Origin of the sequence: Bacillus cereus group sp. MG9 (genome assembly GCF_040459995.1) — a bacterium.
In the GTDB taxonomy this organism is placed as follows: Bacteria; Bacillota; Bacilli; order Bacillales; family Bacillaceae_G; genus Bacillus_A; species Bacillus_A mycoides.
The window spans coordinates 5286452-5309412 of the sequence record NZ_JARVHC010000001.1 but is presented as its reverse complement, the minus strand read 5'-3'; the positions used below and the strand labels follow the sequence as shown (position 1 = coordinate 5309412).

Below are 22961 nucleotides of genomic sequence, written 5' to 3'. Positions count from 1 at the left end.
GAAAGGATATACTGTGGAAAGCTTACCAGGTCAAGCGAGAATTTTTGAGGGGAAGGGGAGAATGAGATGACTAATATAAGAAAGATTGCTGAACTTGCTGGTGTATCTGTTTCAACTGTTTCACGTGTACTCAATAATCATCCGTATGTGAATGAACAGAAACGAAAAGAGATTTTAGCGATTATTGAAGAATTAAATTACACGCAAAATGTGAATGCGATTCATTTAGTGAAAGGAAAAACGAATGTAATTGGCGTGTTATTGCCGCACGTAAATGATCAATATTACAGTGCCATTATTGGGGGGATATCAAAGGAAACCGCAAAGAACAATTATAATATGATGCTTTGCCAGACAAATTATAGCGAGGAAAAAGAGCTTGAAATTTTACATATGTTAAAAATGAAAAAGCTTGATGGAGTAATTATATGTTCACGGACAAATAGTAAGGAAAAACTTGAAGAGTATACGAAGTTTGGTCCAATTGTGATGTGTGAAGAAATAGATTCGAAATTCATTTCGAGTGTACATATTGATTACTACAAAGTATTTTTGCGCGGGATGAAAAGCTTAATAGATGCTGGTCATACACGTATCGGATATTGCATTGGAAGAAGTAATAGTATTAATAGCCAGAGGCGAAAAAAGGCGTATGAAGATTCACTTCAACAGATTGTTGTAACACCGTTAGATGCCTGGAAGTTTAAGGGCTGTTTTACGGTGGAAGATGGGCGCAATGTAGTCAGGGAATGGGCTCGTATGTCTGTAAAACCGACGGCTTTTCTTGTATCTTGCAATCATATTGCTGCAGGAATGGTAACGGAGGCGAAAAAACAAGGAATTCGTATCCCAGAGGATATTACGATTATCGGATGTGATGATCAAGAGGTGGCAAATATATTAGGTATTACGACGATTTCGCATTCTAGTAAAAATGTTGGTGTAAAGGCATTTGAATTATTATATGAAAAGATTAATGATGAGGAAATAGATGTGAAACATGTAGAGTTATTACCAGGTTTGGTAGATAGGGAAACGACATAATAGAGAAGGTGTGAAAATCGCTTTTCGAAAATTCGTTTGGTATAATTATGGACAACCTATAGGGGCTAAAAGGGGTTTTGATATGAGATCAAAATTAGTAAAAGTAATTCTACTCATTACAATTGCGTCTTTCTGTTTATTTGCATACGGTTTTGTTTCGGGTGTAAATGATGTATTAAATCCGAAAGCTTCAAAATTAATTACGAAGACTGACGTATTGGAAAAAGAAAAAAAGAAAACAGGAACGTTACAAGTAGTTAGTTTAGGTGATTCGTTAACGCGCGGCGTTGGTGATAAAGAAGGAATTGGCTATATTGGACGAATGAAAGAGAATTTACAAAAAGATTATAAACAAAAAGTTGCACTAAGCAATTTGGCAGTTAGTGGTGCGAAAATGCCTGATTTATTAAAACAAATCGAAAGCAGCGGAGCTCAATATTCAATTAAGCAAGCAGATGTAATTGTTTTAACAATTGGAGGAAATGATTTATTCCCAGGATGGGAATCGCTCGGAAAGATAGATTTAGAGACGTATCGTCCTGATACGGAAACGTTTCAAAATGAAGCGAAGAAAATTATAGAAGAAATTCGTAAATTAAACACAGATAGTCCTATTTTTTGGTTAGGTTTATACAATCCTTTTGAGGATGTAGAAGATTTAAGAGGTTCATCAAATATTGTTGTTGATTGGAATGCTTCTTTAGAGAAATTAGCATTAAATGATAAAAATGTATATATTACACCGACATTTGATTTATTCCAAAATCGTGGAAAAGATTTATTATACTCCGATCATTTTCATCCGAATGAAGTAGGCTACACATATATGGCAGAGCGATTAGTCCAAAACGTCGTAAGTAAATTAAAACTAGAGCAAGGAGGGATAAAATGACGACGATACTTTCTGTACGAGACTTGAAGAAGGTAATTGGAAAGAAGACGCTTGTAGAGGACATTTCATTTGATGTAAAACAAGGAGAAGTGTTTGGCTTTTTAGGACCGAACGGAGCCGGGAAAACGACAACAATTCGAATGTTAGTTGGACTGATTAAAGCGACAGAAGGTACTATTTCTATCGGTGGTTATTCTATTAAGGAAAATTTCAGAGAAGCGATGCGTCAAATTGGAAGTATAGTTGAAAACCCAGAGCTTTATACATATTTAACGGGATGGGAAAACTTAAAGCAATTTGCGCGCATGCTTGGTGATATATCAGATGAACGTATTATTGAAATTGCAAAAATGGTTCATTTAGATGAGCGTATTCACGATAAGGTAAAAACATATTCCCTTGGTATGAAGCAGCGCCTTGGAATTGCACAGGCGCTACTTGGAAACCCGAAATTGCTCATATTAGATGAACCGACGAATGGTTTAGATCCAGCTGGGATTAGAGAACTTAGGGAATTTATACATAAGCTTGTAAAAGAAGAAAATATGAGTGTATTTATTTCGAGTCACTTGCTAAGTGAAGTGCAACTGATATGCGACCGTGTTGCTATTATTCATAAAGGAAAAATGATAACAGTTGCACCTATTGAAGAGTTGATCAAAACAGCGAGTGATCGTGTGGAATGGGTCGTTACACCGATTTCCAAAGCGAAAGACATGTTAGACGCTGCTGAAGAGATAGAGGAAGTTAGTGTAGAAGATGAGCGTTTATTATGTCGTATGGATGTTGCGTCTATTAATGTTTGGAATAAGCATTTTGTAGAAAACGGGATAGATGTACATAGCGTCAAAGAGCTTGTATTTACGCTAGAAGATTTATTTATTGAACTCACAAGGGGTGAGCAACATGCGTGAATTTGCGAATCTAGTTTTAAATGAATCAGAAAAGATTTATCGTAAGAAACGAATTGTTGTTGTCATGCTTATTTTAGCAATCTTGATTCCACTTTTTGTGTATGCTCAGTATCGTGAAATAGAAACGACGCAAAAAAGGCTTGGTACGACCGATTGGAAAGTATCATTACAGCAACAAATTGTTGATTCACAAAACCGCTTGAACAATTCTAGATTGCCAGAAGAATGGCGGGATTGGTTAAAAGTAAGAGTGGAACAACAACAATATTATTTAGATCATAATATTAATCCGACTGCGCCAGGAGCACCGACATTTGTGAGGGCGTTTATTGAACAAGGAATAACGTTATTTATTCCATTGCTCGTTATGATTGTCGCCATTGATATTGTTTCAGGAGAACGAAGCGATGGTACGATGAAAATGCTTCTGACGAGGCCAATTCGGCGCTGGAAAATACTCCTTAGTAAATATGTGACGATGTTATTTTTCATTTCGCTCATATTGCTTCTTGTCGGTTTGTTTGCTTACGCATTATCAGGGCTTGTATTTGGATACTCTGGATGGAATTTACCTGTGTTAACAGGATTCGTCATTGATAAGGAAACGTTAAATACGAACTTTGTCCATCTTATTCCGCAGTGGCAATACATTTTAATGGCGTACGGACTAGCTTGGTTTGTTGCTATCGTTGTTGGAACTATATCATTTATGGTCTCTGTTTTAATTCGTAATACACCAGCTGGTATGGGCGTTATGTTAGCTGCGTTAATTGCAGGCGGCATTTTAAGTTCATTCGCAACGTCTTGGGAAGGTGCGAAATACATTTTTAGTGTCAACTTATCGCTAACGGATTATTTATCAGGAAAACTGCCTGCATTACAAGGATTATCAATGGGATTTTCTTTAATAAATTTAACGGTTTGGGCAGTAGTATCTCTTATCATTTCGTTTGTAGTATTTACAAGGCAGGATATGGTGAATTAATTGGATAGGAAGTGAAGGAATGGAAAACATTTTGCAGAATGATTGGGGACCATTACTGGGGCCAGAATTTGAGAAAGAATACTATCAAGCTTTAGCTAACCTTTTAAAAGAAGAGTATGAGGAGCATGTGATTTATCCAAAGAAAGAAGATATTTTTAACGCTCTAGAGTATACAAGTTATGAAAATACAAAGGTCGTTATTTTAGGACAAGACCCATATCATGGACCGAATCAAGCGCATGGTTTAAGCTTTTCGGTACAACCTGATATTAAAACGCCGCCATCATTGCTAAATATGTACAAAGAACTTCGAGATGAATATGGTTATGAAATTCCGAATAACGGTTATTTAGTAAGGTGGGCGGAGCAAGGAGTTTTATTATTAAATACTGTGTTAACGGTTCGTCAAGGTGAGGCGAATTCTCATAAGGGAAAAGGATGGGAGCATTTCACAGATCGCGTAATTGAGCTATTAAATGAACGTGAAAAGCCAGTTATTTTCATACTGTGGGGACGTCACGCGCAGGCGAAGAAAAAGTTAATTACGAATACAAGTCACCATATTATTGAATCCGTACATCCAAGTCCATTATCAGCAAGACGAGGTTTCTTTGGAAGTAAGCCGTACTCTAAAGTAAATGAGATTTTATCTAACATGGATGAAAAAGAAATCGATTGGCAAATTCCGAATATATAAACGCAAAAAAGGTAGCTAACAATTGTTAACTACCTTTTTACTATTACTGTTCATTTTTTAGTTTTGCATCTAGTACAAAAGTACCAAATGGGATAACTGATGCAACAAGCGCACCAAGTGCCCATAAAATTGTTTTACGGTGTACGATTGTTACTTGAATTACCGCAAAGATGAATAGAATAAATAAAACGCCATGAGCCATGCCTGTAATTTTAACAGCTGTTGCAAATCCTGCGAAATATTTCAATGGCATTGCTACAAATAATAGTAATAGGAAAGAAATCCCCTCAATTAAGCCGATTGCTCTTAATCTTCCGATTGGTGTAGATAACATGAAGTAGCCTCCTTTAATGTATGCTTGTATATAGTAAATTTGTATTCTTTTTCAAAATGAAATAGTCTATTTTGTTTAATTATATACAAAAAGAAAGTTTACACTACGAGAATAGTGCAAAGTTCAAAATATAGTCACAAAAGCATTGCAATTTAAATAAAAACCTATTTGAAGTATTTGACTTCAAATAGGTTTTATGAATGAAAATATTAAACAAGTACTTCCGTTTTTAAAACGAATTTCTCTACAACTTTTGCAACGCCATCGTTCATATTTGTGTCTGTTACATAGTTTGCAATTTCTTTAATATCAGCTGGTGCATTGCCCATTGCAACACCAAGACCAGCGAATTCAATCATTGCTTGGTCGTTATAGCTATCACCCATTGCGATAACCTCTTCACGCTTAATACCAAGTTTTTGGATTAGCTGGTTTAGGCTTGTTCCTTTTGTAACACCATATTCAGTAAATTCTAAGAAGAATGGTTTAGAGCGCATAACGCTTAATTGACCTTCTAGTTGTTTTTGTAGTTTCTTTTCTACTTCAACAAGGCGTTCAGCTTCTTTATTCATTAATACTTTTACTACAGGTTCTTTAACAGCAGTTTTAAAATCATCTACTTCAATAATCGGCATGCCAGTAATTTCGCCCTCAATTTTAGTATAAGGATTATTTTCTTCTGTTACGATATCATCGCCAATATAAGTATGGATCCATACATCTTCAGTTTTACTAATTTCAAATAGGTTGTGAACGATTTCAGGAGATAGCGTGCTACTGAAGATTTCTTCATTTGTTTTACAGTTAATAATTTTTGCGCCGTTAAAAGATAGAATGAAGCTACCGTATTCCTCTAAACGAAGTTCTTTTGCAACATTGCGCATACCAAACGTTGGGCGCCCAGAAGCAAGTACAACTTTAACTCCTTGCTCTTGTGCTGTCATTAAAGCCTCTTTCGTACGAGGTGAAATTGTATGGTCGTCGCGTAATAAAGTATCATCTAAATCTAAAACAATCATTTTATAAGTCATATAGAAAATTCCTTTCTTTGTTGAAATAGAAATAAATTTTTATGAAGATAGTGGGGAATATAGTAAGACATCGAACTTCTTTGCATGAAACTAGGAGAAGTTCTGCATTGTTAGTATAAATTATCATGAGCGTGTTGCCCATGATAATTTATCCCGCTATTTGCCGGGCAGTAAGACTCCCACCTCAAAATTTAGCTGGAGCAAAGAAGTTAGGTGGGAGATTAACTGCCCGTAAACGCCCGATTGGTGCGGGCTAATAATCAGTGGGGATGAACAAAAACCCCACTGATTAAAGTTTCACTTTATCATTATCGTAACAACTCTAAAGGTAGAGTGCAATAATGGAAGTTTTCCAATTTACGATGGTTGTTTTTCATGCGAACGAGAAAATAATATTTCCAGCAAGATAGCCATTACAGATCCAAGAACAAGACCGTTACTTAAAAATGAAGCCAAAAATGGTGGTAGCGTAGAAAACGCTCCTGCTGGAACGAACATAACGCCGACTCCTGTAAAGATTGAAAGGCCTGCTACTTTAAATAATTGTTCTTTATTTTGTACAGTGTCATATTCGCGGAAAGCTAGACCAATCATGCTTGCAAATACAGGATAAATTGCAGCATACCCAACTGCAACGGGGATGGCTGCAAAGAATGAAGTAATCTTTGGGAATATACTAACAAGAATGATAAAGCTTGACCCTAACATAAATGGAAGGCGCTTATAAATATTTGTCGTTGCAATAAATCCTGCGGATCCAGAAATGGCAACAGGACCAATGGCTGAAAATAGACCGCCTAGCAATTGATTTATTCCTGTTATAATGCCAGCTTGTTTGAAGCGATCTGGAGCAGCATCTTCTTCATATTTAGAAACAACCTTTTGTACAACGCGAATACTTGCTAACATATTTGTTAGAAGTAGTAGTGTGACGAAAACTACCGTAATTGCCATGTTCCATTCAATGCGAGGCATTCCGAAAACAAACAGAGATGGAAGACGAATTATATCTGTCACAGGTGTTACTGGATTAGATAATCCGAAGCACGCAAATAATATCCAGCCGCAGACGATACTGAAAAGAACGGAATATTGTCCAATAATAGGTAGCTTCATAATGAAAAAAGATAGTAAAATAACAATGAGTGAAAGAATAAATACCTTTGGCTGTACTTCTGTATGTTGTCCATCAAGGCCAAACATGCCTTTTAAGAAGGAGCCACTAAGTTGTGCGACTAAAAGGAATAAATACGTTCCAATTACTGTCGGTGTAAAGTAACGAACTAGTTTATCAATAAGTCCAAAAACACTAAGAATAATACAAATGATGCCACTTAATAGGAAAGCGTACTGAAGGACCTTAAGTGTTTCATTGCTTGATCCAAATAATACGACGCCTAAACTTGCATACAAGGAGAAAATTCCCCACCAAAGGCCTGCAGGACCTTCTTGGATAGGAAGTTTATGACCAAATATAGCTTGCAAGAGACCGGCAAAACCGAGAACAAATAATGTTCTTTGTACAAACGCGATAGCTTCAGCGCCATCAAGGCCGTAACTAGTTGCGACACTAATTGGTACAATAAGACTTCCAGCTAAAATAAATAGTGCCCATTGTAAGGCAGAAAGAAATAGCTTCATTATATCAACCTCTTTCATAGATTCCGTTTTCTAGTATATACGTATTTCATTTCCTCTGGCAAAGATTGTAGATAGAGAAAAGAGTTGAAACATAATATGAATGTACGGAAGCAATTATGGATAGCGGTTATATGTATGACTTTTGTTGTAATTCTAGGAATGCTATGATTTATGACAATTGAAGAGATTAGCTTGTTTCAAGCATTTTGGATGACGATGATTACTGTATTAACGGTTGGATATTGCGAATCCGTTAACAGTGCATTATATTGATACAGTATTGTATGGAATAGAGCAATCATTTGTAATTGAAGAAATTCAAGTTGGTAAAGATTCTAACTTAGCTAGTAAATCGTTATTAGAGAGTAATGTGAGAAATCAATTTGGTGTAACAATTTTAGCGATTTTAAGAGATGGGGATATTATCCATAATCCAACGGGGCAGGAAAAACTGCAAGAACATGATATGATAATAGTATTTGGTTCAGTGGAGAAACTGAGGCAATTTGAGAAAGAACTACAAAGTAAGAGGTGACAAGGAATGCAAGTATCTAGCGATAAGGTTTTAAATAAAATGGCGAGTGAAATTGCAAAGGCAAAAAGTAGTGAAGGACAAAAATCAAAAGAGCATTTATTAGTTGTGCGTGCATTATGTGATTTATTATTAGATGAACAAGTTGAGCCTTCTACGTATAGAGAACCACAAGTTCAATCACAAATAATCGGATCTCAGCCTATAACAACAGTTCAACCGGTTATGCCAGTTTCTGGAGAACCTGTGTATATAAAAGAAGAAGGTGCAAATGGTAATTCTTTATTTGATTTTTAGGGATTAAATCGTTTGGATTATATGTGAAAATTGCTTATGATAAAAATAAAAAGGGGAATTAAGATGAAAATTTTCTTTTTACTAGGTTGTATTGCAGCGGGGCTATCTGTTGCATTAGGGGCTTTTGGAGCACATGGTTTAGAAAATAAAATTTCTGCAAAAATGTTAGAAGTGTGGAAGACGGGCGTTACATATCAAATGTTTCATGCAGGTGGCTTATTCGTAGTTGCTCTATTAATGGATAAAATGCAATCATCACTTTTAAGCGCTGCGGGTTGGCTTATGGTAGCTGGGATTATTATGTTCTCAGGCAGTCTTTATGCATTAAGTACAACAGGTATTAAATTCTTTGGCCCAATCACACCTATTGGTGGTGTAGCATTTATTGTGGCCTGGATTTTAGTCGGAACTGCAGTTGTAAAAGGGTTATAAAAAAACAAAAGCTGGCATTTGCCAGCTTTTTTTTATGGTCTTGGAGCATAAGTTGCTTGTTGACCAGGTAAATACATAATTTCTCCTGGGAATTCTACATAATCTAAGTAAATCATTAGTAGTAAAAATCGTTTTCCAGATTTCGGTTCACTAATAACGATATGGTCACGGCCAGCTGCCTCGATAATCCCTGTATAAGATTGTGTACCGAGCGAGCTACCACGCTCATAAGTCATTACAACGGTAGCTTGTTTACCCTTGTTTAAACGAAGGATATTTTCAATATACGATTGCTCTAGTGGCAACATACCTTGAGAAACTGCCAATTGAGCCTGAGCAGCTTGTTGTTGCATTGCTTGTTGCTGTTGCTGCTGTTGTGGGTTCATCTGTTGCGGTTGTACATAAGTTCCAGATGGTTGATAAAAACCTGTTCCATAGTATGGATTTTGTTGCTGTGCCATTCAAAAATCCCTCCTCATTTTCATTCCTTAATATACGCTTGGACAATCCTGACCGGATGGTTGGAAGAAGCAGTGCCTTTTAAAACGTCCAGAGTTTTGTTGGTCATACCAAGTTGGTGGGCAAGGACCTTCAGGTCTGAAAAACCATAAAGCGAAATTTGCAGGCCAAAAACGTTGTCCTTGAATGGTACGCCTTGCTAAGGCAATGTCTTGTTCTCGTGCTCGTTGATAAAAGTACCCTTTTTGAGTAGCTTCAAAACCACCAGGATTTTGATAAACCATCTGACGTAAGTTCCGTACTTTTTTAAAATCTAAACAATTTCCGCGGACACGATTTACACCGACATTTCCAACCATTAGCATGCCTTGTTGTCCTTCTCCTTCAGCTTCAGCACGCATGAGTCTAGCTAATAACTTTACATCTTCTTCTGTATGTGCGATAACACCCATTATGTGTCACCTCTCTTTTTGGAATACCCTTTGGAAAGAGGTTTTTCTTAGATGAAGTGTGGAACAATTACTAGTTCATACGTATGAGAAAAAGGACGCAGATATGACAACCAAACGAAGTTTTACATCTAGAGGGAAAAATAAAAAAAGCTAGCGTGAGCTAGCTTTTCATCATTAAAATACTTTAGACCATAAATTTGAGAAGAAATCGCCAATTGAACGCATTGTTAATACGAACCAATTTGCTTTTTCTACTTCTTCAGTCGTTTTTGCAGTAACTTTTATACTTTTATTTCCGTCTAAGAAACCATATTTATCAGATGGTTCTAAGACGATTGAACCTACCTTTGCATCTTTCTTAATAGGAGCAACTAAATGCCCATCTTCAGCAAGTGATTTATCTGCTTCAGTAGAAATTTTGTAAGGTGATTTGCTACCTTTTGCAGTAACTACTGTCACTTCTTTTTCTGGTGCAACTGTTACGTAGTCTTCTTTTCCTTTTACTACAGAAATTTTGTTATTTTTATCTATTTTTAATTTCTGTTTTTCGAAGTTATTAAATCCATATTCAATTAATGCGCGAGATTCTGTGAAACGTTCGTCCATTGATTTCGTTTTAATAATAACAGATATAAGACGTAAATCACCGCGTTTTGCTGTAATGGTAAAACCATACCCAGCGGTATCAGAGCTTCCTGTTTTTAAACCATCTGCTCCTTCATAAGAGAAAGCAGCACCTGGTAACATCCAGTTCCAATTTTCCATACGAATTGGTTTTGGATGATTATCTGGGAAGTTTCTAAATCTTTGTTTTGTATCCTCTAGCATTTCTGGATACTTTGTAATAATTGTTTTTGAAAGAATACCCATATCGCGAGCTGACATGGAGTTTTCTCCATTCGGATCAGTTCCTTCAGGATGTTTTCCTTTTAAATCAGCGTTATTTAACCCCGTAGCATTTACAAATTTATATTTCTTTAACCCTAGTTTTTTCGCATGTTCATTTGCGAGATTTAAGAAGTTCTTTTCACGGCCTGCAAGTAATTCTGCTAAAGCAATACTAGATCCATTTGCAGAGAAGATAACGATAGAATGGTATAATTCTCTTACAGTATATTGACGTCCTTTTTCGAACGGCACGTTAGAGAATTCATTATTACGTGAAACTTCATAAGCGTAATCAGAAATAGTTACTTTCGTATCCCAAGTGATTTTTCCTTCTTTAATTGCTTCTAATACGGCATAAATAACAATTAATTTTGACATACTAGCGATAGCTAGTAATTCATCTGGATTTTGTTCATGCAGTATTTTTCCTGTATCCGCATCAAATAGAAGTGCAGCAGCTGCCTCTATATGTATTTTTTCTTCCGCATGGGATGTTGTTACTCCTAAGGAAGAAAATGACAATAGAGACACTAGTAAAATAGACAAGATTTTCTTCATATACATTATCACCTTCGCATCGTTATTAGCATATAGCTCGTACCATTTTAGCATAAATTTGGATATAGAAAGGTTACAATTTTGTAAGGGACTTGAAAAGAATTTGTCGATTTTTGTTCAAATTTGCAGAGAAAAGAAGCTTTTTGAGGAGAAATATAGAGGGTAATAAAAAAAGGAACGAATTTCGTTCCTTTTTTACGATTTATATGTGTAAAAATTTCTCTACCTTTTCGTCTGGTAAAATGTTTCCAACGAAAAATGTTCCGAATTCACCATAACGAGCACTTACTTCATCGAAGCGCATTTCATATATAAGTTTCTTAAATTGAAGAACATCGTCAGCAAATAATGTTACGCCCCACTCAAAATCGTCAAATCCAACTGATCCTGAAATAACTTGGCGCACTTTACCTGCGTACTGGCGACCGATTTTGCTATGGCTGTACATAAGTTTCTTACGTTCATCCATAGGAAGCATATACCAGTTATCATTACCTTGGCGACGCTTATCCATTGGATAGAAGCAAATGTGATTTGCTTTCGGTAACTCAGGATATAAGCGAGCTAAGATTTGTGGGTTTTGGTATGGGTCTTCATCAGCTGGAAGATAGTTGCTTAGTTCAACAACAGATACGTAAGAATATGCAGGAACTAAATATTCAGCTAATGTTGTTTTATTTAATTCTGTTTCGATTTCATTTAACTCTTCCATTGTTGGACGTAAGATCATAAGCATAATATCTGCTTTTTGACCAACAACTGTATACATTGCATGACTGCCTTTTTTTGCAGTAGCTACTTCGTTCCATTTTTCAACGACATTTAAAAATTCAGACACTGCTTGTCCGCGTTCGTCACTAGATAATGTTTTCCATGCTGCCCAATCAATAGAACGTAAATCATGTAAACAATACCAGCCATCTAACGTTGTTGTTGCTTCACTCATTCTATTCACCTCAGTTAATGATATTTTACACGTTAACTATAGCATATATAGGATTAAAAACATCTACATAAAGTTTCGGCGCATAAAACTGTCACATTTATATTTACTGGAAAACGGGAGAAAATAAGGCTTAAGTAGGCAATATTTCTCGGCTGAATTTTATGAAAATATAATCATTTTCATTTTATCTATTTTTTGGGAGCTATAAGTTTAAAATATAGCTGAAAAGAAGTATTCTTAAAGGTAGAGTTTTTAACATTTGTAGGAGGGTTTATTCGTGAGCAATTTATTTACAGCAGTAAAAGAAAAAGTTCAAGGAAAAGGCATTTCTATCGTACTTCCTGAAGGAACTGATGAAAGAATTTTAGGCGCTGCAGAGCGTTTAGCAAAAGAAGAGTTAGTAAAACCAATTTTAGTTGGTAATAAAGAAGAAATTAGCGCAAAAGCTGCTAGCATGAACTTAACATTAGCAGGCGTTGATATTTACGATCCAGCTACATACGAAGAGATGGATGCAATGGTAGCATCTTTCGTTGAACGCCGTAAAGGTAAAGCAACAGAAGAAGATGCTCGTAAAATTCTTAAAGACGAAAACTACTTCGGTACAATGCTTGTATACATGGGCAAAGCACAAGGTTTAGTAAGTGGTGCAGCTCACTCTACAGCTGATACAGTTCGTCCAGCACTTCAAATTATTAAAACAAAACCAGGCGTTACAAAAACTTCAGGCGTATTCATCATGGTACGTGAAGAAGAGAAGTATGTATTCGCTGATTGCGCAATTAACATTGCACCAAACAGCCAAGATTTAGCTGAAATTGGTATCGAAAGTGCGAAAACTGCTGAACTATTCGGTATTGACCCACGCGTTGCTATGTTAAGCTTCTCTACAAAAGGTTCTGCGAAATCTCCAGAAACAGAAAAAGTTGTAGAAGCAACTCGCATTGCAAAAGAAATGGCTCCTGAATTAACTTTAGATGGAGAATTCCAATTCGATGCTGCATTCGTACCATCTGTAGCTGAGAAGAAAGCTCCAGGTTCTACAATTAAAGGTGATGCTAACGTATTCGTATTCCCAAGCTTAGAAGCTGGTAATATCGGCTACAAAATCGCTCAACGCTTAGGTAACTTCGAAGCAGTAGGACCAATCTTACAAGGTTTAAATATGCCTGTAAATGATCTATCTCGTGGATGTAACGAAGAAGAAGTGTACAAGTTAGCTTTAATTACAGCAGCTCAAGCACTTTAATTCTATAACGAATTAATATGAAAAAAGACCATCCTATTTCTTTTGGTCTTACCCCTGTCAAGTAGACAGTATGAAAAAGACTAAGCAGCCATCGAGATTCGATATTCTATCGGAGCTCGATGGTTGAGTCGTTTTTGGAACCGTTTATAGTTATAAAAGTAAATATATTCTTCAATTGCTTGTATTAAATCTTCTTCTGTTTTAAAATGATTCAAATACAACATCTCCGATTTAAAATGGGAGAAAAATGACTCGATACAAGCGTTATCATGGCAGTTTCCTTTGCGAGAGTGGCTACCAATGATACCTAAATCGGAAAGTCGTTTGTTGTAGGCATGAGATGTGTACTGGAATCCCTGATCTGAATGGAGAATGGTTCCACGCACATCTCTTTTTTGTGCCAACATTTCAATCGTATCTAATACAAGTTCATTATTATTGCGCGTAGATATTTTCCAAGAAACAACTTCGTTATTATAAACATCTTGTACAACAGAAAGATACCGAAATCCCTCTTGGAATCGTAGGTAAGTAATATCTGTAACAAGTGCCTCATTTTGTTGGCGATCTTTAAATTCACGGTTTAAAACATTCGGAAAAATATTGGAATAGTTCCCTTTAAAGAAGCGACGCTTCTTTCGAATAATAGATTGAATATTGAGCTCACTCATTAAGCGATATACTTTTTTGTGATTTATAAAATATCCCTCTTCCTGTAAAGCGATTTTCATACGTGGATAACCATATTCTTTGTGCTTTACGTGAATAGATCGTATTACCTTTTTTAATCGTTTCTCGGATTTTAGTCGTATGTTTTTCATACCTTTGGTATGAATCCATTTATAGTAACTTGAACGATGTACACCCGCAAATTTCGTAAGCCATATAACTGGATACTTTGTCTTTAATGATTCAATGATATGATATCTCTCTTTATATTTTAGTACACCTCCATTTATAGATTTGGATACTGCTTTTTTAAATATTCAACCTGTGCCTTATAGTAGTCACGTTCCTCTTCAATTGTCTTAAAATAAACACGTTTTCCTTTTAGAGGGTTTGGTATACCTTTCATTCCCCCATTTTTCCCGCGAGTATCTGTAATCTCACCACATTCTTTATATTTTTTGACCCAATTTTTAAGTTGGGTAGAACTTCTAATCTGATATCTTTCCTTTATCATATTGTAACTTCCTTCTCCGTTTAAATAACTTTGAACAGCTGATAACTTTAATTCTTCTGAATAGGTATTAAATGTCGATCCTTTTTTAGTCATGAAAAATCCCCTCCAAGTAATAGTGTAACATCCATGTGTGTACATGGTCTTTTTTACACTGTCTACCTAAAGGGGATAATATCATTTTGAAATGAGGGTGGTCTTTTTGGTTTCTATTTTTCTAAACCAAGTGCCTTATTATTACGGTCAATAATACGTTGTAAATTCGTCTCATATAAAGGAACTTCATCTACTGTTAGCTGAGATGATGTTAACTTTGGAGTGAATTGTTGCAACGTTTTTAAAAGGCGCATCATTAAATCTTGCACTGTAATTGTTTCACCGAGTAATTCAGATAGTGAGGCCATCGTACTCGGTACAATTTCGGGATACGTAAATCTTGTTTCTTCGCCTTGAATTGCTACGTTGTAAAAATCACGAACGAGTGCGGCACGCTCAGATCCGCTTCCTGTCGCACATAAGTAAATTTGTACAGCAACGCCTCCGCGAATACGACGCTGAGAAATACCAGCAAATTTTTGATTGCGAATGCTCAAATCGTAGCTACCAGGACAATAAGAACCAACAATTTCTTTTGCTTCGATAGTAACATCGTAATCTTTTAACATTTCCTTAATTAAATGCCACATCGTATCGTATCCAAGGTCGATATCGATACCCTTTTCTGTTTCTTGGAATAAAAGTGATACATTTAAAACACCTTCATCAAGTACGACAGCAAGTCCACCAGAATTACGAACGATAACATTGAAGTCGTTTTCTTTTAAAAAGGAAATACCTTCTTCTAAATGTGGTAGGCGTGAATCTTGAATGCCAAGAACAATTGTATTGTGATGAACCCAAGAGCGCATTGTTGCAGCGGATAGACCATTTCCAATACTTGTGCATAACGTGTCATCCATTGCGAATGACTGAAGTGCATGGAAAGTTGGTCCTAAACTAGACTGATCTACAATACGCCACTCTGGCTGAGATAAAATCGAACGGGAATTGCTCATATAACTAACCCCTTATTTTTAAAATGACAACCTTTATTATAGCAAAAAATGTAGAAAGGGGTTTTCTCATATATAAAGGGAAGTTTAGAGGTGAAAGAATAAAAAGGATGCATTGCATGCATCCTTTTTATTCTGCAATTTTTTCTAAGTTACCGTTTCGATCCATGCGGAAAGATGTTTGTGAGCGTTCCTCATCATCCATTACTGCTAATTTACGAGCACGGTTCATAATATTCATAAGTGTTTCGTAATCCTCTTGTACAGTATGAGATTGTTGTTCTAATTTTTCTAGTTTCTTTTCTAGTTCTTCATTTCGCAGGATTTGCGTTTTAATTTCTTGTTTCAATCTCGTATTCTCGTTTTCAAGAGCTGTTACTTTTATATTTGAAGATCCAACTGTTTGTAAAAAGTAAATAACATCTTGCATTGTTATTGAGCTTTTTGGAGCAGGGACAGTCGGCTTTTGATATGGAGTAGCTTCTGTATATTGAACAGCTGTTTCATACGGTACGTGTTCTTCATAATCAGTTATCGCCGCCGCTGAAGCTGGTGGTGTGTAAAGCAAACGTTTTTTTGTCTGTTCACCGCCCGCAGCACGCATTTTATCTTTACGATGTTTTTTTGCTAGTTGAAGAGCTTGTTCATAGCTATAGCGAACAACAGCATTCCAGCGGAAACCACAAGCAGCAGATGTGCGATTTAACTGATCTCCTACTTCTTCAAAAGCATTTAATTGAGTACTTCCTTCTCGAACATGGCGAAGCACCGTTTCAGCAAGTAATAAATCGTCCTCGTCTGTCCAAGCATCTTGTCTTACTTTCATAGATTCAACTCCCTTTCTTTTTATGAACTTCCTATTTTTATAATGGGCAAAAAAATGAGCTTTTATACAAAGCTTTTAAAAATATGGTAGATTTCAATGAAGAGAAGAAATGTGGCTATGAATGATGAAAGCTTTTGAAGGAGAAAATATAAAAAATAGGTAGCTTTATATAGGAATAGAGCTATGCCCGGAGACTTGCAACAAGCTTCAAAGAGCGGTAAAATACCATTTAGTGTTTATTTTTAAATGTACTTGTGAAAAGTTTAAAATAGAGGAAGTGTTATATATAATGGGAAACGAATTTCGTGTGTGTGATGATTGTCAGGCAACGAACGTTAAAACGTTGATTCCGAAGTTAAAAAAAGTAGATTCATGTGCAACGATTGAGGTTGCATGTCAGTCTTACTGTGGCCCTGGTCGTAAAAAATCATTCGCGTTTGTAAATAATCGTCCAGTTGCGGCTCCAACAGAAGACGAATTAATTGTAAAAATTGAAGCAAAATTAAATAAGTAAGAAAAAGAAGAGTGAACAGATTACTCTTCTTTTTTTATGTCCATAAGATAGCGTTTTGTATGAATTCGTATTTCAAAATAATGGTTGACAGTCTTTTGACGTGGTAGGTAGAATAGAAAGTGTCTGATTCTGATAATCATTATCATGAAAAAGGTCAATTCACCTAATTTTTTTATTATTATTTGAGAATAAATTTCATTTTATTAAATATATGTTGTTGGTTAGGATGGTTGAGGGATGGAAGCGAGCGCAAGGAGTATAGAACAGCAAGATGTGAATGTTAAAGAGATTAAGAGCAGACCGCTCGTTGCTTCTATTATTTTAATAGCAGGCACAATTTTGTTAGCTTTAAGTATGGCAGTTTCTATTTCGTTTGGTGCAGCAGATATTAGTTTAAAAACCGTTTGGCAAGCTGTATTTCAGTTTGATGGTTCCATAACGCACCATAACGTAATTCAAGAACTTCGCATGCCTAGAGCAATAGGGGGCGTAGTTGCAGGTGCTTTTTTAGCGGTATCAGGTGCAATTATGCAAGGTATGACACGAAATCCACTTGCATCTCCATCGTTAATGGGGATTACAGATGGTGCTGTATTCGGAATTGCAATTATGTATGCATTCTTCCCTAATTCACCTTATTTAATGTTTGTTATCGCATCTTTTATTGGAGCTGCGTTTGGAGCGAGCATTGTATATGGTATTGGGTCTTCTTCACCAGGTGGATTAACGCCTGTAAAATTAGCTTTAGCAGGTGCAGCAATTAGTGCTTTATTAGGGGCAATTTCATCTGGAATTGCATTGTATTTCAACCTTGCCCAAGAGGTAAGTATGTGGAATGCAGGCGGTGTTGCCGGAGTGAAATGGCAAAGTATTAATATGTTAGTACCGATTGGTCTTGTTTGTCTCATTATAGCAATTATGATGTCGAGATATATCACAATTTTAAGCTTTGGTGAAGAAATTGCGATTGGACTTGGTCAAAATACGACATTAATTAAATTTATCGGAACAGTACTTGTTCTTGTATTAACAGGTTCTGCGGTTTCTATGGCAGGATCAGTTGGATTTGTTGGACTTGTAATTCCGCATATGACTCGTTTCCTTGTAGGCTCAGATTATAGATGGGTTATTCCATGTTCTGCGGTCTTAGGTGGATTGCTAATTGAATGTGCAGATATGTTATCTCGCGTTATTAATCCACCATTTGAAACGCCAATTGGAGCAATTACAGCGCTAATTGGGGTGCCATTCTTCCTCTACTTAGCACGTAATGAAGGGAGAGGAAAGATGTGAGGACGAGCGTCTTAACAAAAAAGAACGTTTCTATTTTAACGATTTTAGTAGGATTAATTGTTGCTGTATTTTTAATAAGTTTAAATACAGGAACATTTAAAATTCCTCCAATAGATGTATTAAAGTCATTGGTTGGATTAGGTGCAGAAGATCAATCTGTTATTTTATTTGAATTTCGTATGCCGCGTATGGTTATTGCTATATTAGTTGGTTCTGCATTAGCTATGTCAGGTGCAATTTTGCAAGGGCTATCACGAAACCCGCTTGCTGATCCAGGTATTATCGGTATTAACGCCGGAGCGGGATTAACAGTTGTTGTATTCGTCTACTTTTTCTTTGGAAAAGTTGGAACTGGTACATTTTTATCTGTATTTATCCTTCCATTCTTCGCGCTAGTTGGTGCGATATTAGCAGCGGTTATTATTTATTTACTAGCATGGAAAGACGGCGTTTCATCAACTCGATTAATTCTTGTTGGTATCGCTGTTGCAGCCGGATTTGGTGCTGTTAGTTTAATTTTTTCTATGAAGATGACATCGAACGACTTCCGTTTTGCAACGATTTGGTTGGCAGGAAGTTTATGGGGAACAGATTGGAAGTTCGTACTAAGTGTACTCCCATGGATGGTTATTTTCTTACCACTTGCCATTAGTAAAGCGCACATATTAAATGTAATGAATTTAGGCGACTCTACAGCAGTTGGCCTTGGTGTAAACGTAGAAAAGGAAAGACGTAAATTATTATTTATTGCAGTTTGTTTAGCAGGTGCATCTGTTGCGGTGGCGGGCGGCATTGGTTTTATCGGTTTAATGGCTCCGCATTTAGCGAGACGCCTCGTTGGTGGTAAACATCAAATTATGTTACCAACAGCTGCATTAATAGGAACGTTCTTGCTTTTATTTGCAGATGTAATTTCAAGAAGCGTGTTACCAACTTCAGAAATACCGGTCGGTCTTGTTATTTCTGTAATTGGTGCACCATATTTCATATATTTACTTATGAGGACAAAATAAAGGGAGGCTTTTTGTATGGCAACTTTAGCAGTTGATGCGGTATCTGTTGGATATAATGAAGGGTTAATTATAGATGGATTAACAGTTGAAATTCCGGAAGGACAAATTACAACGATTATTGGACCAAATGGTTGTGGGAAATCCACATTATTAAAAACGGCTTCTCGTATTTTGAAAGCAAAACGAGGTACTGTTTATCTTGATGGAAAAGCAATTGAGAAACAGCCAACGAAAGAAATCGCAAAGAAAATGGCGATTTTACCACAAACTGCAGAAGTGCCAACAGGCCTTACTGTGTTTGAACTTGTTTCATATGGACGTTTTCCTCATCAAAAAGGATTTGGAACATTGAAAGAAGAGGATTATCGCTACATTCATTGGGCACTTGAAGTGACGGGGATGACAGAATTCGCAAATCGTCCAGCAGAAGCTTTATCAGGTGGTCAACGTCAACGTGTATGGATTGCGATGGCTCTTGCACAAGGAACAGATTTACTTGTGTTAGATGAACCAACAACATACTTAGATATGGCTCATCAACTTGAGGTATTAAACTTACTGAAGAAGTTAAACAAAGAAGAAGGCAGAACGATTGTTATGGTTATTCACGATTTAAATCATGCTTCTCGTTTCTCTGATCATATGATTGCATTAAAAGCAGGTAAGTTAATGAAACAAGGAACGCCAGATGAAGTTATGACGAGTGAAACACTTCGTAACGTATTTGAGATTGAAGCGCAAATCGTTCCATGTCCAGTAAACTGTAAACCAATTTGTTTAACATACGATTTAGCGATGATTAATAATCAATTGCGTAAAAAAGCATAATTAATAGAATTTCCCCCTCTTAAAGAGGTGAGAGGGGGAGTTCTAATGGACGTTGAGCTTCTTACCCACGGATGGGAAGTTGAACGCCCGTTAGAACGGGTTATAAACAACGATTAATAAAAATATATTAATTAAATGTTGTTTCGTTTCTTATAGTTACATGCAAATTATAAGAGAAATACAGCTAGAAGGAGTCGGAATATGAAGAATTTTAAAATGGCACTATTAGCAATGGTACTAGTTGTTACTTCTGTACTATTTGCAGCTTGTTCTAACAAAGAAGAAGAAAAGAAAGCAGATGCGAAAACTGAAGAGCGCACTGTACAACACGCAAAAGGGGAAATTAAAATTCCTGCAAATCCAAAGAAAATTGCTGACCTTAGTGGTTCAACAGAAGAATTATTAATTTTCGGTATGAAACCGATTATTACTGCAAATACAACACAAGAAAAAATTGATTCACATATTGAGAAGAAATTGAAAGATGTAAAACCGGTTGGTTCTGCGTGGGGCGATAAAATTAACATCGAAGCAGTGGCTGCTGCAAAACCAGATTTAATTATTGTAAACAATCGTCAAGAAAAGATTTATGATCAATTATCTAAAATTGCACCAACAGTTATGTTAAAAACTCCATTAGACCAATGGCGTCCAAAATTCGAAGAAGTAGGACAAATCTTCGGTAAAGAGAAAGAAACAAAAGAATGGTTCAAAAAGTATGATGAAAAAGCAAGCAAATTACATGACAAAATCGTTGCTAAAACTGGCGATGCAACATTCATGAAAATGGCTGCATATCCAAATGCATTCCGTGTATACGGTGACTACGGTTACGGTAGCGTAATCTTTGGTGATTTAAAATTACCAGCAGTTAAAGGTACACCAACTGATAAACCGTTAGTACAAATACAAAAAGAAGCTTTAATTGATTACAATCCAGATTACTTATTCGTATTTACAACTGGTGACGGTTCTCAGCGTCTAAAAGAATTCCAAGAAGAATCAATTTGGAAAAATATGAACGCTGTTAAAAACAACCATGTATTTACAATCAGTAATGAAGATGTAAACAAAGGATACTTCCCACTAGGTAAAGAAATGATCCTAGACGAAGTTACTGAGTTCATTTTAGGAAAATAATATATAAAGAAAAATCACCTTTGCTTTGGTAAAGGTGATTTTTCTTTATATAACAGGAATTAATATAGTCTTTCATTTCTTTCTGTTTCCTATATCGTTTATAATATATAGTAAGAATGCAGTAAAGAAAGGGGGATGTCGGAAAGTGGTATATTTAAACGACAAACTCAGCGAAACAAAAGTGTTTAAAGACCCAGTACATAAATATGTACACGTGCGTGATCGCGTTATTTGGGATTTAATCGGAACGAAAGAATTTCAACGCTTGCGCCGTATTAAGCAGCTTGGTACGACATTTTTTACATTTCACGGTGCAGAGCATAGTCGCTTTACTCATTCGTTAGGTGTATATGAAATTATTCGTCGTATGATTGATGATGTGTTTGATGGCAGACCGAACTGGAATGCTGAAGATAGATTGTTATGTTTATGTGCGTCATTACTTCATGATGTCGGTCACGGCCCATTTTCTCACTCGTTTGAAAAAGTATTTTCGTTAGATCATGAGAAATTTACGCAAAAGATTATCGTTGGTGATACGGAAATTAATCGTGTGTTAAGCCGTGTGGATAAGGATTTCCCGCAAAAGGTAGCAGATGTAATTGCGAAAACATCTACTAATAAATTAGCGATTAGTATGATTTCGAGCCAAATTGATGCCGATCGTATGGATTATTTATTAAGAGATGCATATTTTACTGGTGTAAAGTATGGGAACTTTGATATGGAACGTATACTGCGTGTCATGCGCCCGTACGGTAATCAAGTTGTCATTAAAAATAGTGGTATGCATGCTGTAGAGCATTATATTATGAGCCGTTATCAAATGTATTGGCAAGTATATTTTCATCCGGTAACACGTAGTGCAGAAGTAATTTTAACGAAGATTTTACACCGAGCTAAATCGTTGCATGAGAAATATTATGCGTTTAAAAATCATCCTGTTCATTTCTATTCTTTATTTGAAGAAGAAGTAACAGTAGAGGATTATTTAAAGCTAGACGAGAACGTAATGTATTATTACTTCCAAGTATGGCAAGAGGAAGAAGATCCGATTTTAAGTGACTTATGCCGTCGTTTTATGAATCGAAATCTATTTAAATATGTGGAGTTTACAGATAAGCACGGTTTAGATAATTGGATGGAGCTAAGTAGCTTATTTAAAAAAATTGGACTAGACCCAGAGTATTATTTAGTTGTTGATTCAACATCAGACTTACCGTATGACTTTTACCGTGCAGGAGAAGAAGAAGAGCGTCTGCCAATCTTACTTCTTATGCCGAACGGGGAACTTAGAGAGCTTTCGCGTGAATCGGATATTGTTGAGGCGATTACAGGTAAGAAGCGAACGGATCAAAAGCTATTCTATCCGCATGATTTAATCTATGAAGATGGAAGAAAAGGAAAATATAAAGAGAGAATTATCGAGTTGTTAGAAGGAAAGAAATAAGAAGCAGCTAAGAGCTGCTTCTTATGAAAAAACTTGAAATTATTTGTCGCTTAAGCGTTTTCCGCCAACTGCATAATGGTTTTTAGACATTTCTTCGATGAAAACAACGATGTTTTCTTCAGGAGCACCAGTTGTTTCGCTTACTGCTGCTGTTACTTTCTCAGCAAGAGCTTTCTTTTGTTCTTCTGTGCGTCCTTCTAGCATTTTCACTGTTACGTATGGCATATATGATCGCTCCTTTTATGTAAGTTACACTCTTATTATAGCGGATTATGAGGAAGAACAATCGGAAAAACAAATAATTTCTTTTTTTG

At 36.2% G+C, this 22961-nt stretch carries 26 protein-coding genes and 1 pseudogene; 16 read left to right on the top strand and 11 right to left on the bottom strand.

The annotated features are described in order from the left end of the window. The first annotated feature begins 66 nt into the window (after nt 1-66). From QCI77_RS27345 to QCI77_RS27325, 5 genes are read left to right on the top strand one after another with little or no spacing between them, the layout of a single operon-like run. Entirely contained in the window at nt 67-1044 is a 978-nt protein-coding gene (locus tag QCI77_RS27345) for a LacI family DNA-binding transcriptional regulator (protein WP_002167305.1), read from the top strand. A gap of 10 nt (nt 1045-1054) precedes the next feature. After that, nucleotides 1055-1936: an SGNH/GDSL hydrolase family protein gene (locus tag QCI77_RS27340; protein WP_353825727.1), complete on the top strand. Its 882-nt coding sequence runs from the start codon at nt 1055-1057 to the stop codon at nt 1934-1936. Next, entirely contained in the window at nt 1933-2850 is a 918-nt protein-coding gene (locus QCI77_RS27335; protein ID WP_002089840.1) for an ABC transporter ATP-binding protein, read from the top strand. Before QCI77_RS27340 ends, QCI77_RS27335 begins: the two co-directional genes overlap by 4 nt. After that, nucleotides 2843-3835: an ABC transporter permease gene (locus tag QCI77_RS27330; protein WP_002089839.1), complete on the top strand. Its 993-nt coding sequence runs from the start codon at nt 2843-2845 to the stop codon at nt 3833-3835. Before QCI77_RS27335 ends, QCI77_RS27330 begins: the two co-directional genes overlap by 8 nt. Nucleotides 3836-3854: 19 nt before the next feature. Further along, the gene (locus tag QCI77_RS27325; RefSeq protein ID WP_353825726.1) at nt 3855-4532 is read left to right on the top strand and encodes a uracil-DNA glycosylase; all 678 of its coding nucleotides are present in this window, start codon (nt 3855-3857) and stop codon (nt 4530-4532) included. A gap of 43 nt (nt 4533-4575) precedes the next feature. Here QCI77_RS27325 and QCI77_RS27320 read toward each other — a convergent pair whose 3' ends face one another. From QCI77_RS27320 to QCI77_RS27310, 3 genes are all read right to left on the bottom strand, one after another. Next, complete coding sequence (locus QCI77_RS27320) at nt 4576-4866, bottom strand: DUF3817 domain-containing protein (RefSeq protein ID WP_002144657.1); 291 nt, start codon at nt 4864-4866, stop codon at nt 4576-4578. Nucleotides 4867-5075: 209 nt separating this feature from the next. Further along, a complete protein-coding gene (locus QCI77_RS27315) occupies nt 5076-5897 on the bottom strand; it encodes a Cof-type HAD-IIB family hydrolase (protein WP_113768871.1) in 822 nt (273 codons plus the stop codon). A gap of 357 nt (nt 5898-6254) precedes the next feature. After that, entirely contained in the window at nt 6255-7538 is a 1284-nt protein-coding gene (locus QCI77_RS27310) for a purine/pyrimidine permease (protein ID WP_063219244.1), read from the bottom strand. A gap of 171 nt (nt 7539-7709) precedes the next feature. Between QCI77_RS27310 and QCI77_RS30980 the strand changes: the two genes are divergently transcribed. From QCI77_RS30980 to QCI77_RS27295, 4 genes and pseudogenes are all read left to right on the top strand, one after another. After that, nucleotides 7710-7811: an ion channel gene (locus QCI77_RS30980; RefSeq protein ID WP_002130114.1), complete on the top strand. Its 102-nt coding sequence runs from the start codon at nt 7710-7712 to the stop codon at nt 7809-7811. Beyond that, nucleotides 7780-8073: pseudogene (locus tag QCI77_RS27305) on the top strand (cation:proton antiporter regulatory subunit); the annotation flags it as partial. The gene QCI77_RS30980 and the pseudogene QCI77_RS27305, both read left to right, overlap by 32 nt. 6 nt (nt 8074-8079) lie before the next feature. Beyond that, the gene (locus QCI77_RS27300; RefSeq protein ID WP_001198367.1) at nt 8080-8367 is read left to right on the top strand and encodes a YwdI family protein; all 288 of its coding nucleotides are present in this window, start codon (nt 8080-8082) and stop codon (nt 8365-8367) included. Between the two features lie 63 nt (nt 8368-8430). Beyond that, on the top strand, nt 8431-8799 hold the full coding sequence (locus QCI77_RS27295) for a DUF423 domain-containing protein (RefSeq protein ID WP_113768870.1): 369 nt from the start codon (nt 8431-8433) through the stop codon (nt 8797-8799). 32 nt (nt 8800-8831) lie between these two features. On the opposite strand, the gene gerQ is transcribed toward QCI77_RS27295, so the two are convergent. The 4 genes from gerQ to hemQ form a co-directional block, all read right to left on the bottom strand. Continuing rightward, entirely contained in the window at nt 8832-9260 is a 429-nt protein-coding gene (gene gerQ, locus QCI77_RS27290) for a spore coat protein GerQ (RefSeq protein WP_113768869.1), read from the bottom strand. A 27-nt stretch (nt 9261-9287) separates the two neighbouring features. Then, nucleotides 9288-9710, bottom strand: a complete 423-nt coding sequence (gene cwlJ / locus QCI77_RS27285) for a cell wall hydrolase CwlJ (RefSeq protein ID WP_113768868.1) — start codon at nt 9708-9710, stop codon at nt 9288-9290. A 174-nt stretch (nt 9711-9884) separates the two neighbouring features. Continuing rightward, nucleotides 9885-11162: a serine hydrolase gene (locus tag QCI77_RS27280; RefSeq protein WP_353825802.1), complete on the bottom strand. Its 1278-nt coding sequence runs from the start codon at nt 11160-11162 to the stop codon at nt 9885-9887. Nucleotides 11163-11358: 196 nt separating this feature from the next. Continuing rightward, entirely contained in the window at nt 11359-12102 is a 744-nt protein-coding gene (hemQ, locus tag QCI77_RS27275) for a hydrogen peroxide-dependent heme synthase (protein WP_002089820.1), read from the bottom strand. Nucleotides 12103-12379: 277 nt separating this feature from the next. Between hemQ and pta the strand changes: the two genes are divergently transcribed. Beyond that, on the top strand, nt 12380-13351 hold the full coding sequence (gene pta / locus QCI77_RS27270) for a phosphate acetyltransferase (protein WP_002016367.1): 972 nt from the start codon (nt 12380-12382) through the stop codon (nt 13349-13351). A gap of 80 nt (nt 13352-13431) precedes the next feature. Here the strand turns inward: pta and QCI77_RS27265 are convergent. From QCI77_RS27265 to QCI77_RS27255, 3 genes are all read right to left on the bottom strand, one after another. Then, a protein-coding gene (locus QCI77_RS27265; protein WP_483298979.1) for an IS3 family transposase occupies nt 13432-14627 on the bottom strand; the annotation gives its coding sequence in 2 pieces (ribosomal slippage) (nt 13432-14333 and nt 14333-14627; 1197 coding nt in all). A 113-nt stretch (nt 14628-14740) separates the two neighbouring features. Further along, nucleotides 14741-15586 (bottom strand): octanoyl-[GcvH]:protein N-octanoyltransferase, encoded by an 846-nt coding sequence (gene lipL / locus QCI77_RS27260; protein WP_002034931.1) that lies wholly within the window; start codon nt 15584-15586, stop codon nt 14741-14743. Nucleotides 15587-15713: 127 nt separating this feature from the next. Next, nucleotides 15714-16409 (bottom strand): RsfA family transcriptional regulator, encoded by a 696-nt coding sequence (locus QCI77_RS27255; RefSeq protein WP_002016365.1) that lies wholly within the window; start codon nt 16407-16409, stop codon nt 15714-15716. A gap of 289 nt (nt 16410-16698) precedes the next feature. Here QCI77_RS27255 and QCI77_RS27250 point away from each other — a divergent pair, with 289 nt between their 5' ends. The 6 genes from QCI77_RS27250 to QCI77_RS27225 all read left to right on the top strand — a co-directional run bounded on the left by QCI77_RS27250 (nt 16699) and on the right by QCI77_RS27225 (nt 22647). Continuing rightward, on the top strand, nt 16699-16923 hold the full coding sequence (locus tag QCI77_RS27250) for a YuzB family protein (RefSeq protein ID WP_000526075.1): 225 nt from the start codon (nt 16699-16701) through the stop codon (nt 16921-16923). A 237-nt stretch (nt 16924-17160) separates the two neighbouring features. Further along, on the top strand, nt 17161-18216 hold the full coding sequence (locus QCI77_RS27245) for a FecCD family ABC transporter permease (protein ID WP_000388282.1): 1056 nt from the start codon (nt 17161-17163) through the stop codon (nt 18214-18216). Beyond that, nucleotides 18213-19229 (top strand): FecCD family ABC transporter permease, encoded by a 1017-nt coding sequence (locus QCI77_RS27240; RefSeq protein ID WP_113733726.1) that lies wholly within the window; start codon nt 18213-18215, stop codon nt 19227-19229. The genes QCI77_RS27245 and QCI77_RS27240 overlap by 4 nt, the downstream gene beginning before the upstream one ends. A gap of 15 nt (nt 19230-19244) precedes the next feature. Continuing rightward, entirely contained in the window at nt 19245-20057 is an 813-nt protein-coding gene (locus QCI77_RS27235; RefSeq protein ID WP_000212073.1) for an ABC transporter ATP-binding protein, read from the top strand. Between the two features lie 201 nt (nt 20058-20258). Continuing rightward, entirely contained in the window at nt 20259-21197 is a 939-nt protein-coding gene (locus tag QCI77_RS27230; RefSeq protein WP_002138981.1) for an ABC transporter substrate-binding protein, read from the top strand. Nucleotides 21198-21342: 145 nt separating this feature from the next. Then, on the top strand, nt 21343-22647 hold the full coding sequence (locus QCI77_RS27225) for an HD domain-containing protein (RefSeq protein ID WP_002130105.1): 1305 nt from the start codon (nt 21343-21345) through the stop codon (nt 22645-22647). 39 nt (nt 22648-22686) lie between these two features. On the opposite strand, the gene QCI77_RS27220 is transcribed toward QCI77_RS27225, so the two are convergent. Continuing rightward, nucleotides 22687-22872, bottom strand: coding sequence for a 2-hydroxymuconate tautomerase (locus tag QCI77_RS27220; RefSeq protein WP_001147171.1), 186 nt, complete (start codon nt 22870-22872; stop codon nt 22687-22689). Between the last annotated feature and the right edge of the window lie 89 nt (nt 22873-22961).